General features: G+C 64.7%; 15 protein-coding genes, 1 tRNA gene and 1 pseudogene. 9 read left to right on the top strand and 8 right to left on the bottom strand.

Features of this window, described 5'->3' with window-relative positions; translation table 11 throughout:
- Positions 1-6 precede the first annotated feature (6 nt).
- Entirely contained in the window at positions 7-282 is a 276-nt protein-coding gene (locus QP457_RS13800) for a polyhydroxyalkanoic acid system family protein (RefSeq protein ID WP_025876985.1), read from the bottom strand.
- A 124-nt stretch (positions 283-406) separates the two neighbouring features.
- On the opposite strand from QP457_RS13800, the gene QP457_RS13795 reads away from it, so the two are divergent.
- From QP457_RS13795 to aroA, 4 genes are all read left to right on the top strand, one after another.
- Entirely contained in the window at positions 407-1,216 is an 810-nt protein-coding gene (locus QP457_RS13795; protein WP_205405903.1) for an FHA domain-containing protein, read from the top strand.
- Positions 1,217-1,469: 253 nt separating this feature from the next.
- Positions 1,470-2,555, top strand: a complete 1,086-nt coding sequence (gene serC, locus QP457_RS13790; RefSeq protein WP_205405902.1) for a 3-phosphoserine/phosphohydroxythreonine transaminase — start codon at positions 1,470-1,472, stop codon at positions 2,553-2,555.
- Positions 2,556-2,606: 51 nt separating this feature from the next.
- The gene (gene pheA / locus QP457_RS13785) at positions 2,607-3,797 is read left to right on the top strand and encodes a prephenate dehydratase (RefSeq protein ID WP_025878757.1); all 1,191 of its coding nucleotides are present in this window, start codon (positions 2,607-2,609) and stop codon (positions 3,795-3,797) included.
- Positions 3,798-3,871: 74 nt separating this feature from the next.
- Positions 3,872-5,179 (top strand): 3-phosphoshikimate 1-carboxyvinyltransferase, encoded by a 1,308-nt coding sequence (gene aroA / locus QP457_RS13780; protein ID WP_205405901.1) that lies wholly within the window; start codon positions 3,872-3,874, stop codon positions 5,177-5,179.
- Positions 5,180-5,311: 132 nt separating this feature from the next.
- On the opposite strand, the gene QP457_RS13775 is transcribed toward aroA, so the two are convergent.
- Together QP457_RS13775 and QP457_RS13770 are read right to left on the bottom strand one after the other, a co-directional pair.
- Positions 5,312-5,878 carry an energy transducer TonB gene (locus QP457_RS13775; RefSeq protein ID WP_205405900.1) on the bottom strand — a complete coding sequence of 189 codons (567 nt, stop codon included), beginning with the start codon at positions 5,876-5,878 and terminating at the stop codon, positions 5,312-5,314.
- A 118-nt stretch (positions 5,879-5,996) separates the two neighbouring features.
- Positions 5,997-6,641 (bottom strand): energy transducer TonB, encoded by a 645-nt coding sequence (locus QP457_RS13770; protein WP_205405899.1) that lies wholly within the window; start codon positions 6,639-6,641, stop codon positions 5,997-5,999.
- A gap of 113 nt (positions 6,642-6,754) precedes the next feature.
- Between QP457_RS13770 and serS the strand changes: the two genes are divergently transcribed.
- From serS to QP457_RS13755, 3 genes and pseudogenes are all read left to right on the top strand, one after another.
- Positions 6,755-8,035, top strand: coding sequence for a serine--tRNA ligase (gene serS, locus QP457_RS13765; RefSeq protein WP_205405898.1), 1,281 nt, complete (start codon positions 6,755-6,757; stop codon positions 8,033-8,035).
- A 333-nt stretch (positions 8,036-8,368) separates the two neighbouring features.
- Entirely contained in the window at positions 8,369-9,388 is a 1,020-nt protein-coding gene (locus QP457_RS13760) for an SUMF1/EgtB/PvdO family nonheme iron enzyme (RefSeq protein ID WP_205405897.1), read from the top strand.
- Positions 9,389-9,407: 19 nt separating this feature from the next.
- Positions 9,408-9,662, top strand: a pseudogene (locus QP457_RS13755) (serine--tRNA ligase); the annotation flags it as partial.
- A 282-nt stretch (positions 9,663-9,944) separates the two neighbouring features.
- Here the strand turns inward: QP457_RS13755 and QP457_RS13750 are convergent.
- Both QP457_RS13750 and QP457_RS13745 read right to left on the bottom strand, forming a co-directional pair.
- Positions 9,945-10,295 (bottom strand): SH3 domain-containing protein, encoded by a 351-nt coding sequence (locus tag QP457_RS13750; protein WP_205405896.1) that lies wholly within the window; start codon positions 10,293-10,295, stop codon positions 9,945-9,947.
- Between the two features lie 134 nt (positions 10,296-10,429).
- Positions 10,430-11,017, bottom strand: coding sequence for an NAD(P)H-dependent oxidoreductase (locus QP457_RS13745; RefSeq protein ID WP_093819104.1), 588 nt, complete (start codon positions 11,015-11,017; stop codon positions 10,430-10,432).
- Between the two features lie 122 nt (positions 11,018-11,139).
- On the opposite strand from QP457_RS13745, the gene QP457_RS13740 reads away from it, so the two are divergent.
- Positions 11,140-12,132, top strand: a complete 993-nt coding sequence (locus QP457_RS13740; RefSeq protein ID WP_025878750.1) for a LysR family transcriptional regulator — start codon at positions 11,140-11,142, stop codon at positions 12,130-12,132.
- An 85-nt stretch (positions 12,133-12,217) separates the two neighbouring features.
- A tRNA-Ser gene (locus QP457_RS13735) sits at positions 12,218-12,307 on the top strand.
- Between the two features lie 59 nt (positions 12,308-12,366).
- Here the strand turns inward: QP457_RS13735 and QP457_RS13730 are convergent.
- The 3 genes from QP457_RS13730 to QP457_RS13720 all read right to left on the bottom strand — a co-directional run bounded on the left by QP457_RS13730 (position 12,367) and on the right by QP457_RS13720 (position 15,172).
- Positions 12,367-12,837, bottom strand: coding sequence for a hypothetical protein (locus QP457_RS13730; protein ID WP_205405895.1), 471 nt, complete (start codon positions 12,835-12,837; stop codon positions 12,367-12,369).
- 221 nt (positions 12,838-13,058) lie between these two features.
- Positions 13,059-14,537: an XVIPCD domain-containing protein gene (locus QP457_RS13725; RefSeq protein WP_205405894.1), complete on the bottom strand. Its 1,479-nt coding sequence runs from the start codon at positions 14,535-14,537 to the stop codon at positions 13,059-13,061.
- Positions 14,534-15,172 carry a hypothetical protein gene (locus tag QP457_RS13720; protein ID WP_205405893.1) on the bottom strand — a complete coding sequence of 213 codons (639 nt, stop codon included), beginning with the start codon at positions 15,170-15,172 and terminating at the stop codon, positions 14,534-14,536. Before QP457_RS13720 ends, QP457_RS13725 begins: the two co-directional genes overlap by 4 nt.
- Between the last annotated feature and the right edge of the window lie 15 nt (positions 15,173-15,187).

The following is a 15,187-nucleotide window of genomic DNA, read 5'->3' as shown; positions in this document are numbered from 1 at the left end:
GCAGGTTCAGCCCAGCTTTTCCTTCAGCACACGCTGGATCTCGCTTTCGACCATGCCCTTCATCGCCGACAGCAGGAAGCCCAGCTTGGCCGTCACCCGCACCGCGCCCGGCTGCAGTTCGATCGCACCGTCCACGCCGCTGCCGGAGAAGTTCAACACGTCGGCGGCCCACGACGACTTCAGGCCGAAGCGTTCGCCCAGCTTGGCGGCAACCTGTTCGATCGCCTCACGCGCCTGGGTGTCGGGCAGGGTATGGGCGTGGCGGACATCGATCGTGGACATGCAGGCTCCTGGCGCAGGGCGGGGATCAGTGAGAGGGCGAGCATTGTGCGCATCGACAGCGCCCACGCCAAGCGCTCATCGCAGGTTCTTCTTCGTGGGCGGCCAACCTGCTAGTCTGCGCCGCGTGCAGAACCTGCTAGTTCACTTCAGTCAACAACAACAGCCCGACCAGCCGCTACGGCCCGGGGTGCAGCGCATCGTGCGCCAGGCAAACGGCAGCGTGCGCCTCGGTGATGCCGGCAACGGCGCACTGCTGCTCGCGCAGTTCTGCATGGACGACCGCGGCCTCTGGCTGCAGGTCGGCAACGGTATCCGCGGCATCCATGTGAATGGTCGCCCGGTACGGCGCATGGCCCTGCTGCGCGCCGGCGACGCGGTATACGTGGACGGCGTGGAAATGGTCCTGCAGGGCCAGGTCGACACCCTGCTGCAGGCACCGGCACCGGCCGCCAGCGTTGAAGGCAACGGTGACGAGCAGCGCCTGCTGCGCGGTGTCGGTGGCCTGCATCACGGCCGCAGCTACCCCCTGTCGCGCACGCGGGTGATCGGCCGTGGCAGCGATGTCGACATCGAGATCGATGAGCCTGCCTTCGCCGAACAGCACGCGCGGGTGGAAGTACACGGCGAGCGGGTATTGCTGCGTGACCTGGGCAGTGCCGATGGCACTCGGGTCAACGGTGTTGCCGTCCGCCACTGCTGGCTGCAGGCTGGCGACCAGGTGGTGTTCGATGGCCAGCACCGGTTCGTGCTGGAAGTGCCGCACGACCCGCGCCGGCGCCCGCCGCTGGCCGATGACGAAGGCAGCGACGAAGCCGAACAGGCGCCCGTGGTGCCTGCGGCCCCCCGTCGGGTGCGCCGCTGGCCGTGGCTGCTGGGCAGTGCGTTGCTGCTGGCAGCCGTGCTCAGCCTGCTGCTCTGGTTCGGCGCGCGCTGAGCCACATCCGCCGGGCATGGCCCGGCGCTGCCGGCCTTCGCTCTGGTAGATGCCAACCTTGGTTGGCACGTTCCCTCCGCACGCATGACGCCTGCCGGCGCACGCCAACCACGGTTGGCGGCTACCAAGACCATGTACGGCCCCGCACCGCGCGCGGCCAATGGATACGGATGCAACCAAATTTCCCTTGCGCCACTAGGCCGCAAGGCTGGTGCAGTGCGGCATACTAGGGGTCTTGCCCCACAGGTGTGCCATGACGCGCGCGTTCAACTTCAGTGCCGGCCCTGCAACGTTGCCGGAATCGGTCCTGCGCCAGGCGCAGGCGGAAATGCTGGACTGGCACGGTAGCGGTGCCTCCATCGTGGAAATGAGCCATCGCGGACCGGAATTCATGTCGGTGGCCGCCGAGGCCGAGGCCGACCTGCGTCGCCTGCTCGACATCCCCGAGGACTATGCGGTGCTGTTCCTGCCCGGTGGCGCCACCACCCAGCAGGCCTTGATCCCGCTCAACTTCGCCTGCCACGGCCAGCGTGCCGACTACGTGGTCACCGGCCACTGGGGCAAGACCGCAGTCAAGCAGGCCAGCCCGTACGTGGACGTCAACGTCGCCGCCAGCAGCGAAGCGGAAGGCTATCGCCAGCTGCCCGAGCGCGCCGGCTGGCAGCTGTCGCCCGATGCTGCCTATGTGCACATCACCGCCAACGAGACCATCCACGGCGTCGAGTTCCGTGATGTGCCCGAGACCGGCAACGTGCCGCTGGTGGCCGATTTCAGCTCGTCCATCGCCAGCGAGCCGCTGGATGTGCGCCGCTACGGCGTGATCTATGCCGGTGCGCAGAAGAACCTGGGCCCCGTCGGCATTGCGGTGATGATCATCCGACGCGACCTGCTGGAGCGCAGTGGCCAGCCGCGTGCGGACATCTTCGATTACCGCTCGCACGTCGCCCGCGATTCCATGCTCAATACGCCGCCGACCTGGAACTGGTATCTGGCCGGCCTGGTGTTCAAGTGGATGCTCGCCGAAGGCGGCGTGGTCGAGTTCGCCAAGCGCAACGCCGCCAAGGCCGCGCTGGTGTACGGCGCCATCGATGCCTCCGGCGGTTTCTATCGCAATGAGGTCGCGCATTCGGCGCGCTCGCGGATGAACATCCCGTTCTTCCTGCCCAGCACCGACCTCGATGCCCGCTTCGTCGCCGAAGCCAAGGCCGCCGGCCTGCTGGCGCTGAAGGGGCACAAGGTGGTCGGCGGCATCCGTGCGTCGCTCTACAACGCCATGCCGCTGGCCGGGGCCGAGGCGCTGGTCGCCTTCATGGCCGATTTCCAGCAGCGTCACGGCTGAGCAATGAACGGCGCGCATCGTCGGGTGCGCGCCCCGCAACAAGGAATTCCGATGGCAAGCAAACCCAGCAAGAAGGCGTCGAAGAAGGCCGAACCGGCCAAGGACAGCGCCACCTCCAAGCCGAAGGGCAAGTCGAAGGCAACCGCGGTGCCGACCCTGGCGCCACTGGCGCTGGCCGATGTGCGTTCGAAGATCGACCAGATCGACCGTGACATCCAGAGCCTGATCGCCGAGCGCGCACAGTTCGCCCACCAGGTCGGCAAGGCCAAGGGCAAGCTCGCCGCCGCCGTCGATTACTACCGCCCCGAACGCGAAGCGCAGGTGCTGCGCATGGTGGTGGACCGCAACGAAGGCCCGCTCAGCGATGAACTGCTGGTGCATGTCTACCGCGAAATCATGTCGGCCTGCCTGGCCCAGCAGGAGCCGTTGAAGATCGGTTACCTCGGCCCGGAAGGTACCTTCAGCCAGCAGGCCGTGCTCAAGCACTTCGGCCGCTCGGCGCTGGGCCTGCCGATGGCCAGCATCGAAGAAGTGTTCCAGGAAGTGGAAGCGGGCAACGCCGATTTCGGCGTGGTGCCGGTGGAAAATTCGGGGCAGGGCACCATCCAGATCACCCTGGACATGTTCCTCACCTCCAACCTGAAGATCTGCGGCGAAGTGGAACTGCGCGTGCAGCAGTACCTGATGTCGCGCAGTGGCCGCATCGAAGACATCGAACGCGTCTACGGCCATCCGCAGTCGTTCATGCAGACCTCGGCATGGATGCGCGCCAACCTGCCCAAGGCCGAGAAGATCCCGGTGGCCAGCAACGCCGAAGGTGCGCGCCGTGCGCGCAATGCCGACGACGCCGCGGCCATTGGCGGCGAGAGCGCCGGCCACGTGTACGGCCTGAAGAAGGTCGTCACCAAGCCGATCCAGAACGATGCCGACAACACCACCCGTTTCCTGGTGGTGGGCCGCAACATCTTCCCGACCTCCGGTCACGACCGTACCTCGGTGCTGGTGTTCATCCATGACAAGCCGGGTGCGCTGTTCGATGTGCTCAGCCCGTTCGCGCGCCATGGCATCAGCATGAACCGCATCGAGTCGCGTCCCTCGCACCACGGCAAGTGGGAATACGGCTTCTTCATCGATCTGGCTGGCCATATCGACGACGCGCCGATGCAGGCCGCATTGGCCGAACTGGAAGCGCACTCGGCGCAGATCAAGGTGCTTGGCTCCTATCCGGTGGCCGTGCCCTGATCCCTGCTGCGGCGGCTGCGGCCGCCGTCCCTGATGCATCGCCGGTGACCCGGCGTTTACGGAACAATTCAACGATGAGCAACGCGCAGCACTGGATCGCCCGCAAGGGCCAGCCCCTGCAGGGCAGCCTGACCATTCCCGGCGACAAGTCGGTCTCGCACCGCTCGGTGATGTTCGCCGCGCTGGCCGACGGTACCTCGCACATCGAAGGCTTCCTGGAAGGCGAAGACACCCGCGCCACCGCGCGCATCTTCAGCCAGTTGGGCGTGCGCATCGAAACCCCCAGCGCGTCGCGGCGCATCGTGCATGGCGTCGGCATCGACGGCCTGCAGGCACCCAGCGCACCGCTGGACTGCGGCAATGCCGGCACCGGCATGCGTCTGCTGGCCGGCCTGCTGGCCGGTCAGGCATTCGACTGCACGCTGGTCGGCGACGAATCGCTGTCCGGCCGTCCGATGCGCCGCGTCACCGGTCCGCTGTCGCAGATGGGCGCGAAGATCGACACCGAGGCAGACGGCACGCCGCCACTGCACGTGCATGGCGGGCAGACGCTGAACGGCATCGACTTTGCCTCGCCGGTGGCCAGCGCGCAGATCAAGTCCGCCGTGCTGCTGGCCGGCCTGTATGCGCATGGCGAGACCAGCGTGACCGAACCGCACCCGACCCGCGACTACACCGAGCGCATGTTGTCCGCGTTCGGCGTGGACATCGCGTTCTCGCCGGGCAAGGCCCGCCTGCGCGGTGGCCAGCGCCTGCGCGCGACCGACATCGTGGTGCCGGCCGACTTCTCCTCGGCTGCGTTCTTCCTGGTCGCGGCCAGCATCATTCCCGGCTCCGAGCTGCGCCTGAAGCAGGTCGGCCTCAATCCGCGCCGTACCGGCCTGCTGCACGCGCTGCGCCTGATGGGCGCGGATATCACCGAAGAGAACCCGGCAGAGCAGGGCGGGGAACCGGTGGCCGACCTGGTGGTGCGCTACGCGCCGCTGAAGGGCGCGCGCATTCCCGAGGAACTGGTGCCGGACATGATCGACGAGTTCCCGGCATTGTTCGTGGCCGCTGCCGCCGCTGAAGGGCAGACCGTGGTGACCGGCGCCGCCGAACTGCGGGTGAAGGAATCCGATCGTCTGGCGGCGATGGCGACCGGCCTGCGCGCGCTGGGCATGCAGGTGGACGAAACCGAAGATGGCGCCACCCTGCACGGCGGCGTATCGCTGGGCAGTGGCACCATTGAAAGCCACGGTGATCATCGCATCGCGATGGCCTTCGCCATTGCCGGCCAGATCAGCCATGGCGAAGTGCGCATCAACGACATCGCCAACGTCGCGACGTCCTTCCCGGACTTCGACGGCCTGGCCCGCAGCGCCGGCTTCAACCTGGCCTGATCGGCACCGCATCCGCCGGGCGTGGCCTGGCGGATCACATGGCCTGGTAGGTGCCAACCTCGGTTGGCACGCTTCTGCGCATAAAAAAACGGAGGCCGAAGCCTCCGTTTCCATTTCAGACGCTACCGAAGATCAACGCTCGGTGCGGAAATCCACCGGTACGCGCACCACGCTGGCCACGGCACGGCCCTGCTGCACCGCCGGCTCGAACTTCCAAGCCTGCACGGTGTTCAACACGGCGCGGTCCAGATCGCGGCTGCGTTCACCGCTGCGCGACACGATCGCCGCATTGGTCACGTTGCCGCGGGTATCCACATTCAAGCTGGCAACTACGCTGCCCTGCACGCCACTACGCAGCGCGGCGGCCGGATAGCTGGGCTTGCTGTTGCTGGCCAGCGGACGCGCCTCACGGTTGCGTACGGCCGGAGCCGCCTTGCGCTCGCTCTGCGCGGGCGCGGCCTGGCGCTTAGCGGGGGCCGGTGCGATGGCAACCGGTGTTTCAGTGGCCGGCAGCATGCGCTCGCTTACTGGCGCTGGCGCAACCTCGTCATGGTTGGCGAAGCGCAGCCAGACCAGCGCGGCGGCGAACATCGCCACGATCAGGGCCAGCCACAGCCAAGGAGAGGCCGAGCGGGGCGCAAGCGCGCCATCCTGCTGCAGCTGCGGGGAATGAAGGTTTTCGTGGGTGGTGGCAGTCATCGCAAACTCCTCACGTCAGTAACGACGCCCAGAGTGTTGCCCGAGGCGGCGTCGCAGCGTGTCAGCATTGCGTCAACGCAACCTGCAAGGTTCAGCTTTTCTGCGGGGAAACGTTCAGTTATTGCGGCTTGAAATCGAACGGCACTTCAATGCTGCCGGGCACCGGCTGGCCATTGCTCACTGCCGGGCTGAAGCGCCAGCGACGCACCGCGTCCGTTGCCGCACGGTCCAGTTCACGCGAACCGCTGCGCTGGATCACCGTCACGTTGTTTGGATAACCGGTGGCGTCCACTTCCACCCGCACCACCACGCTGCCCGCTTCACCGCGTCGCAGGGCGGCGGCCGGGTAGGCCGGCGGCGGCGACTGGCCGGCAATCGGCATCGGTTGCGCATTGGCGGTTGCCGGTGCCGCAGTGCCCGGCGCCGCCGGGGTTGGTTCAACCGCGGCCGGCGGCGGCGGCGGGGCGGTTTCCACCAGCTTCGGCGCATCTTCTTCGTCCGGCACCGGGGCCGGCTTGGCGTCGGGCATGTCGCTGGAGCCTGCCGCTGCGGCCAGCGGCTCGGGCAGCGGTTCCACCTGGGCGGTTTCCTGCGGCGTCTGCGCGGCCGGGTCGGCGCGGAAGAACTGCTTGTCGCGTCCGGTCAGCCAGACCAGCACGAACAGCAGGATGCCCACGCCGAAGGCGATGCCGGCGATCTTCAGGGCGTTGCGCGGGATATGCACGGTGAACGACTTGGCAGGCGACGGACGGGGAGCAGACATGGACCAGACCAGTACGGAATGCCTCGATTCTGCCACGGCCGGAATGAACCGGGCGGCAGAATTCCGTATAACAGGCGATAATCCCGTTCCTGTTACCCACCACGACGCCTGCCATGCTTGATCCAGCCCTGCTCCGCCACCAGCCCGCCGACCTCGCCGAACGCCTGCGCACCAGCCGCGGCTTCGAGCTCGACGTGTCTGCCCTGGAGTCACTGGAGGCGGATCGCAAGCGCATCCAGGTGCGTACCCAGGAGCTGCAGAGCCTGCGCAACAGCCGCTCCAAGGCCATCGGCCAGGCCAAGGCCAAGGGCGAGGACGTTTCGGCCATCATGGCCGAGGTGGCCGCCTTCGCCGACGAGCTGAAGGCCTCGGAAGTGGCCCTGGACGAGCTGCGCGAGAAGATCGACACGATCTCGATGGGCATCCCGAACCTTCCTGCCGATGACGTACCGGCCGGCGCCGACGAGAGCGAGAACGTCGAGCAGTCGCGCTGGGGTACCCCGCGCCAGTTCGATTTCAAGGTGCTCGACCACGTCGAACTGGGCGCGCGCAACAAGTGGCTGGACGGCGAGACCGCGGCCAAGCTGTCCGGCTCGCGGTTCACCGTGCTGCGTGGCCCGATCGCGCGCCTGCACCGTGCCCTGGCCCAGTTCATGCTCGACCTGCACAGCGGCGAGCACGCGTACCAGGAAACCAACGTGCCGGTGATCGTCAACGCCGACAGCCTGTACGGCACCGGCCAGCTGCCCAAGTTCGAAGAGGACATGTTCATCACCCAGCTGGGTGAGCAGAAGCGTTACCTGATCTCGACCTCGGAAATCTCGCTGACCAACATCGCCCGCGACGAGATCCTCGACGCCGAGCGCCTGCCGCTGCGCATGACCGCCCACTCGCTGTGCTTCCGTTCCGAAGCCGGCAGCGGTGGTCGCGACGTGCGCGGCATGATCCGCCAGCACCAGTTCGAGAAGGTCGAGCTGGTCTCGATCTGCCGCCCGGAAGACAGCGACGCCGAGCACCAGCGCATGACCCGCTGCGCCGAAGTGGTGCTGGAAAAGCTGGGCCTGCCGTACCGCAAGGTGCTGCTGTGCACCGGCGACATGGGCTTCTCGGCGATCAAGACCTACGACCTGGAAGTCTGGCTGCCGTCGCAGGAGACCTACCGCGAGATTTCCTCGTGCTCGAACTGTGGCGACTTCCAGGCCCGCCGCATGCAGGCCCGCTGGCGCAATCCGGCCACCGGCAAGCCGGAGCTGGCACATACGCTGAATGGCTCGGGCGTGGCCGTCGGCCGCGCGATGATCGCAGTGATGGAGAACTATCAGAACGCCGACGGCAGCATCACTGTGCCTGAAGCCCTGCGCCCGTACATGGGTGGCCTGGAAACCATCGGCTGATCAAGCGCCGTGACGCATGAAAAAACCCGCCGAAAGGCGGGTTTTTTGTTTGCGTCATGGCCCGCCGGAACCTGACGCCCCGTTCCCCCGGCATCCTCGCGGCAAACCACGTCATACGTGGCTGCCCGCGCCCCGGCCGCATCGGCCTGCGTATTCTGATCTGAGCAAATTTCGTACATGTTGCATGGTCGGGGGACGAAGCCTGCGCCATGCTGAACGCCAAATCCCCGACGCCCTGCCGGCCGATGATGTCTGGCCAGGTTCAGCGCGGATGCCTGCATTGGCCGTCGGAATTGAATTCATGAACAGGAAACAGCCACCGTGCCCAAGCTAATGTTGGTGATTCTGCTCGGCCTGACCCCGATTCTAGCGGGATGCCGGAGCGGCGGAGCCTCGACTTCATCTGGTGCAACTGCGGAGTTGGACGAAGACACACGGATCAGCATCGGGCTGATCAAGAAGAACATGATCTTCGTCGAAGGGGGGGAATTTCTGATGGGTGCCTACCTGCCCATCCACGCAGTAGAGAAACCTTTCCACGGCAGCGATGATGACGCCTCGCCCATGCACACGGTAAGGTTAAGCAGCTATTCCATTGCCAAGTTCAAGGTGACAAACCGGGAATACCAGATATATCTCAAGCATAACGGCAAGACGCTGCGCACTACGCATGAGAATGGGGATCCAGATGATTTTAGAGTAGCCATCAGTTCCGTTCCAAACCTGCCGGCAAGGATGGACTGGCATGAGGCGGAACAGTACTGCAAGTGGTTGGCTGAAGTCTCCAAGCTGCCTTTCGCGCTCCCCACGGAAGCGCAATGGGAATACGCAGCACGCAGCCGCGGTGACTTTGTCTATGCTGCAACGAATGACGGAACGCTCAGGGGTACCAATGCTCCCTACACGTCTTATGAATGGGACGGCGGTCCGCGAGGGATAAATGTATCGACATCGGGGGACCGAAGTGATTTTGCGCAGCTTATGGGGTGGCCTAGCGGCGTGATGGCACGCAGGCCGCCGCTTCCCGTTGATAAGTTTCCTCCCAATCCGTTGGGCCTGTATGCCATGACCGACAACGGGCTGGAGTGGGTGAAGGATTGGTACGACAGGGACTACTACCAGTACTCGCCTCTGCAGGATCCGCAGGGGCCGGATGGGCCCGTAACCAAAAGCTACTTTGGGAATGGCATGAAGGTGCAGCGCGTATCCGAGCAGCCGAATCATCAGTGGGGTGGGGCACTGGCAACGGCGCGCAGCGCGCGTGAGCCAGAGGGGTACAGCGATAAGGGCCGCTTCCATCGCACTGAGATCACCGCGCGCTGTGTGGTCAACCTTCCAGCGCCAGTCTTGTAACGCCGTTTCTGCACTGTTGCTGCCCTCGCAGGACACCTACCCGGGGATCTCGTCGTGCTCCAACTGCGGTGACTTCCAGGCCCGCCGCATGCAGGCGCGCTGGCGCAACCCGGCCACCGGCAAGCCCGAGCTGCTGCATACCCTCAACGGCTCCGGCGTCGCGGTGGGCCGGGCGATGATCGCGGTGATGGAGAACTACCAGAGCGCCGATGGCAGTATCACCGTGCCTGAAGCCCTCCGCCCGTACATGGGCGGTATCGAAACCATCGGTTGAACCCGGTAGATGCCAATGCTTGCATGGCACTGCTCTGGCTTTGGTGGGTGCCATGCTTGCATGGCACCTCATCCACACATGGCGTGGATCCACTGGCGCGGTGCGGCATCCACGCATGGCGTGGATCTACTGAGGCGGTGCGACATCCACGCATGGCGTGGATCTACTGGGGCGGTGCGGCATCCATGCATGGCGTGGATCTACTGAGGCAGTGCGGCATCCAGGCGCTGGGGGCCTGAGGCGCTGCAGTAGATCCACGCCATGCGTGGATAGCGCAATCCATCAGCCCGCCAAGCGCAGCTTCTCCAGCGGCACCCAGCCCGCCTCCCCACTCTCCGGCACGCACCACGCCCATCCATTGAGCGTGCGTACCCCGCGCAGCGCCTGCCCCGGGTCCACATCCAGCTCCCGCGCGCAGTAGTCCTCCGTGGCAAACGCGCCGCCCTGCGCATCGCAACCGATCACCGGCGCCGGCACGAACCCCGGCTGCTGCCCCTCGGCCTCGCACAGATACCAGTCTTCCCAACCCTCGGGCCCCTCATAACGCTCACCCACCACCAGCGCCTGCCCACGGTGCAGGGTGATGGGGTGCGGAAACTCGCTGCGATGCGCAGCCGTCACGATGTAGTTCATCGCGCCATGGTGGCAAAAAAAGACGGCCCCGCAAGAGCAGGGCCGCCAGGGTAGGGTGGGCCGGGATGGGGGAGGAATCCCGGCCCGCGTTCAGCGCCCAGACGAGGGAGAGAGGCGCCGAACGCTGGACCGCGTTACGCCGCTGCCACTTCTGCCGTCTCATGCGACGGCAGTGCCGCCAGCGCACCGGCAATCGCGTCTTCGCGGTGCTGCGGCGAATAGGCAATGCCCTCGGCACGCACGAACTCGATGTCGTTGATGCCCCAGAAGGCGAACGTCTGGCGCAGGAAGGGCTCCTGGAAGTCCGCCGGCGAGTCGGTGTAGATGCCGCCACGGCTGCTGACCACGATCACCCGCTTGCCACCAGCCAGGCCCACCGGGCCGTTCTCGGTGTACTTGAAGGTGCGCCCGGCCACCGCCACGCGGTCGATCCAGGCCTTCAGGGTGGAGGGCACGCTGAAGTTGTACATCGGCGCGCCGATCACCACGATGTCGGCAGCCAGGAACTGCTCGAGCACCTGTTCAGCATCGGCAGCTTCGGCCGGATCGGTCTTGGCCAGCGAACCGCTGCGCAGATGCGGTACCGGATTGGCGTCAAGATCGCGATAATCAACCTGCAGGCCGTCGATCTGCTGCTTGAACTGGGCCACCACGGCGGCGGTCAGGTGGCGGGAGACGGAGTTGTCGCCAAGCACGCTGGCGTCGATGTGCAGAAGCTTCATGGCAGTACCTATGTTCGGGAGAGATGGCGGACTTGCCGCCGACGGAGAGAACAATAGGTTGTTGCAAGGGCGGGATAAAGGTGGTTGAATGCCACGTATTGTTCTACTAATGGAACTAGGGTATGCATGACCTGAATGATCTGTACTACTTCGCGATGGTGGTCGACCACGGCGGTTTCGCCGCCGCCGAACGCGCACTGGGCATCCCCAAGTCGCGCCTGAGCCGCCGTATCAGCCAGCTGGAAACCGACCTGGGCGTGCGCCTGCTGCAGCGCTCCACGCGGCGTTTTGCTGTCACCGACGTCGGTACCAGCGTGCACCGCCACGCCCAGACCATGCTGGCCGAGGCGCAGGCCGCGCGCGAGGTGGTGGACCGTCTCAGCGCCGAGCCACGCGGCCTGGTGCGCGCCAGCGTGCCGGTCTCGCTGGCGCAGATGCAGCTGCCCAAGCTGCTGCCCAAGTTCCTGGAGCAGTACCCGAAGGTGCGGCTGCAGCTGAACATCAGCAACCGTCGCGTGGACATCATCAACGAAGGCTACGACGTCGCCCTGCGCGTGCGTTCGCGTCTGGACGACGACGGCAGTCTGGTGATGCGCAGCTTCGGCCAGGTGCAGGAACTGCTGGTGGCCAGCCCGAAGTACCTGGACCGCGCCGGCCGCCCGAAGGACCCGGAAGAACTTGCAAACCACGTCACCTTGAGCATCAGCGAAGACGAGGCACGCCAGCGCTGGGAACTGCACGGACCGGAAGGCGCGGTACGCCGGGTGGACCTGCAGCCGCGCGTGGCCGGTTTCGACTTCCCGCTGCTGCAGAGCATGGTGAAGGACGGTTTCGGCATCACGATGCTGCCGGAAACGGTCTGCGCCGATGCCGTGCGCAATGGTGAGCTGGAAGTGGTGCTGCCGGACTGGTCGCTGCCGCAGGGCGTGTGCCATGCCGTGTTCGCCTCGCGCCGCGGCCTGCTGCCGGCGGTGCGGGTGTTCATCGACTTCCTGGCCGAGCACCTGCCGCCGCAACTGGAGGCCTCGCGCCTGGATTGCGGTGGCGCCTGCGAAAAGGCCAAGGAGCGCATCAAGGCTAGTGCGCTGGGGGCGTTGGCGGTGGACGCGGGCTGAGGAACAAGCCCAACGGAACGACGGTCTTGGGCAAATCGCCCGGCCGTGCGAGAATGCGTGCCCGGCCAGCAGGCTGGGCCGATACGGAGAGATGGCCGAGCGGTTTAAGGCACCGGTCTTGAAAACCGGCGAAGGGTTAAACCTTCCGTGGGTTCGAATCCCACTCTCTCCGCCAAGAATGCAAAAACGCCCCGTAAGGGGCGTTTGCGTTTGCACAGGACCGAGGCCCTTTCGTCAGAATGCAGGCTCGATCACCGGAGAAGAATCCGCCGTCGGGTAGGAAAGCCGATACTTCCGCGTGGTGTCCACATCCACCAGGATCTCGGTGGAGCGTCGCCTGGCCATCGCAGCCTTGGTCACGCCCAGCGCGCACAGGCCCGTAGCCTCCAGCACAGTCGCGGTCATCAGATGCCGACCCGGTTTCAAGGCAAACGTCACCGTTTCAGCAGTGTTGAGATGGGCGGCCATCTTTTCGTCAACCATGACGCCCACGGCGCACATCCCGTTGATCGCACCTATATCGCGTGTCACTACGACATTGCCAGTGGAGGGCCCCTGATCGGCAAGTGGGAATACCCGCTCAGCGGGCACTGGCCTTACGTCAGCGACCTCGGGCTGCCGGGTAGGCAAGGCGCAGCTCGTGGCCAGCAGTGGAACGGCGCACATCGCGGTACACATCATGATCTTGGCGGTTCTGCGATACATGCTTCCCTCCCTGTAGAAAAGACCTGTCCCAGCGCGAAAGCTCGCTCTGTTGGCGCGACTTTACAGGAAGCCGAGGTACCTTCGTCCATGGCTCTACAGGAACGTCGGTTTTCGCCAGCAGGTCGCCATAAGTACTGCTGAGTCTGACTATCAGATGGGCGTTTCGCTGATGAATTCTGCGGGCGGGGGTGCCGATTCACACCGCCTTTGAGTGACTGCAGTCAGCCCTTGCGCATCGCTGCTCGCGTCTGCTCTTGGGCATGGTCGATGTCGTGCTGCGCGACCTGCTGAGCCTGCGAAACCTGCTCGATCTTGGCAAGCGAATGCTCAACGGGTGTGTTGACTGCCTCGCTGACCGCCACCGATGCGCGCAGGTGTGTCGGGTTGTCGAGCTCGCCCTGCACGACGAACATGCGCGGGCCAGACTCGTTGCTGGGCGGCTTGCCCAGTACCACATGATCCACGCGCTCCAGGCCGTTGCTCTTGGCCGTTGCCAGCAAGCTGGCTGTTACCCGCTCACTGGTTTCGTCGAAGCTGCGCCCGTGCTTGGCATCCACGGCGGATACGCCGTCGCGAATCTGCTGGTAGAGCGAATGGTCAGGATGGCCTTCCTTCCTGGGATCCAAGCCTGCCTTGTCCAATGTGGATTCGATGCTTTGCTGCAACAGGCTCTTGGGAGAGAAGCCCGGATTGCTGAGAGAGGGAGAGCCCTTGTCAGTTGCGTCCTGTGCCATTCGCTCACCGGGTTTGAGCGCAATGCGGGGCTGCTGCTCCGCTTCGGCCTCGCGGCGAGCGTATGCGCCTGCATCCTCGGTGCCACGCAGGTAATTGATCCCGTCGCGCAGGAGGCCAGGTCCACCGCCTGCAAGCACCGTGACTCCCGCGCGCAGTTGATGGATGTCACTGCGGTAGTCGGCAATCCGGCGCAGGTCTTCAGGATCTGTAACCCGGGCATTGGGGTCATCCAACACGGACTGCACTGGCCCCTTTTCGGTCATACGGTCAAGGAAATGAACCATTCGATGGGAGTCACCCAGCTGGACCGCCACGGCAGCGGAGATGGCGTGGCCGCTCCTCAATCCGGGTGCTATGAGGGACGCGACGCGTTGGCCCTGCTCGGCATTGCGAAGAACCTCGAGTTCCTTGGGGAGCGCGTACATCTCGACCTTGCCGTAGTGCGGGCCGCCAGCGCTGACCAGGTCGCCTGCCATGACATGGTTGGTGAAGGGGGCCGCATTGGCTGGCTGGCCTTCGGGAAGGCGATAGGCCAACCCGGCGGCGCCGTAAGGATTGAATGCGTCGCCGGGGAGGTTGTAGTGATGCGCAGTGATCTGTGCAAGCGCGCCGCCCAGTGAGTGACCGGTGGCGTACACGGCCCCAATCCCCCTTTCATCGGTCAGCTTGATAGCTTGCCGGGTCAGTGCCAGGGCGTCGTCGAGTTGTACGTTGATTCTCGCGGTAACCATCGCAGCGTCGATGCCGCCATCAAGCAGTGCCTGACGATCGAACTCGGTGCCGCGATGGGCAATGATGACTTCGTCGGTTTCAACTTTGCGATAGACAATACCTTGGTATCCAGTGCTGGAATCCCGTCTGGCCAATATCTCGTACTCGATTCCTGCAATGGTGACGGACGTAGCATCCGGAGATAGCTCATTGTAGGCATGGTCCGAGAGCGTGGCGCTGGTAATAGGGTTCATGGAGCGTCTCCTTGAATCCGTGTGGAGATCTCAATTGGGAAGTACTTCGGGTGATCAGCGAGTGGGCGCTTATCGAACATAGTCTTAGACAATGTCCACGCCCGTTCAGGTGTCTGCCCTGGGATCAGGGGCTTTAGTGCCTTCTCTACGTAAGTAGTAGAGCCTCCCTCCTCTTCAATTCTCCGGAAAGAGACGCCGACTGTTGCGTAGATTGAGCGCCCATCAATGATCATTGGGAATGCAGCTTGCAGGGTGTTTGGCGTCCATTTGCATGGGCCATGCCCGTAATAGTCAGCGACCGCCATCCCATCTTTGAACGCTGTGGTGGTGAAGTCGGTTGGGCTTACGCGCTGTACCTGTAATTGAACAGAGTGCCATTTAGGTTCGTAATGCACGCCCTCGTAGTTGTTGATCGGGGGGAGGCAAAGCGGGTCTATCTCGTACAAGACGGTTACTTTGGGAATTGGGACGTCCACAGGTGCGTCATGGACCCGGATCACAATCGGCAGCGCATCCTTTGGTGCGGGATTCTCGCGGTAGACCGGGTATGAGCGTTCCTTGTTGCAGCCTGGAACGGCGAGGGTGATCAACGCGATCAATGCCACGTGTGGAAGGGCTCTAAGAAATTTCAGCATGAGCGGTCCATGTCG

Origin of the sequence: Stenotrophomonas sp. As-7 (assembly GCF_030291015.1) — a bacterium.
In the GTDB taxonomy this organism is placed as follows: Bacteria; Pseudomonadota; Gammaproteobacteria; order Xanthomonadales; family Xanthomonadaceae; genus Stenotrophomonas; species Stenotrophomonas lactitubi.
Note: the sequence above shows the minus strand (reverse complement) of the source record. Positions and strands in the feature narration are given on the sequence as shown.

What these genes read in the sequence shown, in the direction of transcription:
- QP457_RS13770 (WP_205405899.1), bottom strand. Translation starts at nt 6,641, where the DNA reads ATGTCTGCTCCCCGTCCGTCGCCTGCCAAGTCGTTCACCGTGCATATC.
- QP457_RS13775 (WP_205405900.1), bottom strand. Translation starts at nt 5,878, where the DNA reads ATGACTGCCACCACCCACGAAAACCTTCATTCCCCGCAGCTGCAGCAG.
- aroA (WP_205405901.1), top strand. Translation starts at nt 3,872, where the DNA reads ATGAGCAACGCGCAGCACTGGATCGCCCGCAAGGGCCAGCCCCTGCAG.
- QP457_RS13800 (WP_025876985.1), bottom strand. Translation starts at nt 282, where the DNA reads ATGTCCACGATCGATGTCCGCCACGCCCATACCCTGCCCGACACCCAG.
- QP457_RS13730 (WP_205405895.1), bottom strand. Translation starts at nt 12,837, where the DNA reads ATGTATCGCAGAACCGCCAAGATCATGATGTGTACCGCGATGTGCGCC.
- QP457_RS13745 (WP_093819104.1), bottom strand. Translation starts at nt 11,017, where the DNA reads ATGAAGCTTCTGCACATCGACGCCAGCGTGCTTGGCGACAACTCCGTC.
- QP457_RS13760 (WP_205405897.1), top strand. Translation starts at nt 8,369, where the DNA reads ATGTTGGTGATTCTGCTCGGCCTGACCCCGATTCTAGCGGGATGCCGG.
- QP457_RS13740 (WP_025878750.1), top strand. Translation starts at nt 11,140, where the DNA reads ATGCATGACCTGAATGATCTGTACTACTTCGCGATGGTGGTCGACCAC.
- QP457_RS13750 (WP_205405896.1), bottom strand. Translation starts at nt 10,295, where the DNA reads ATGAACTACATCGTGACGGCTGCGCATCGCAGCGAGTTTCCGCACCCC.
- QP457_RS13725 (WP_205405894.1), bottom strand. Translation starts at nt 14,537, where the DNA reads ATGAACCCTATTACCAGCGCCACGCTCTCGGACCATGCCTACAATGAG.
- pheA (WP_025878757.1), top strand. Translation starts at nt 2,607, where the DNA reads ATGGCAAGCAAACCCAGCAAGAAGGCGTCGAAGAAGGCCGAACCGGCC.
- QP457_RS13720 (WP_205405893.1), bottom strand. Translation starts at nt 15,172, where the DNA reads ATGCTGAAATTTCTTAGAGCCCTTCCACACGTGGCATTGATCGCGTTG.
- serC (WP_205405902.1), top strand. Translation starts at nt 1,470, where the DNA reads ATGACGCGCGCGTTCAACTTCAGTGCCGGCCCTGCAACGTTGCCGGAA.
- serS (WP_205405898.1), top strand. Translation starts at nt 6,755, where the DNA reads ATGCTTGATCCAGCCCTGCTCCGCCACCAGCCCGCCGACCTCGCCGAA.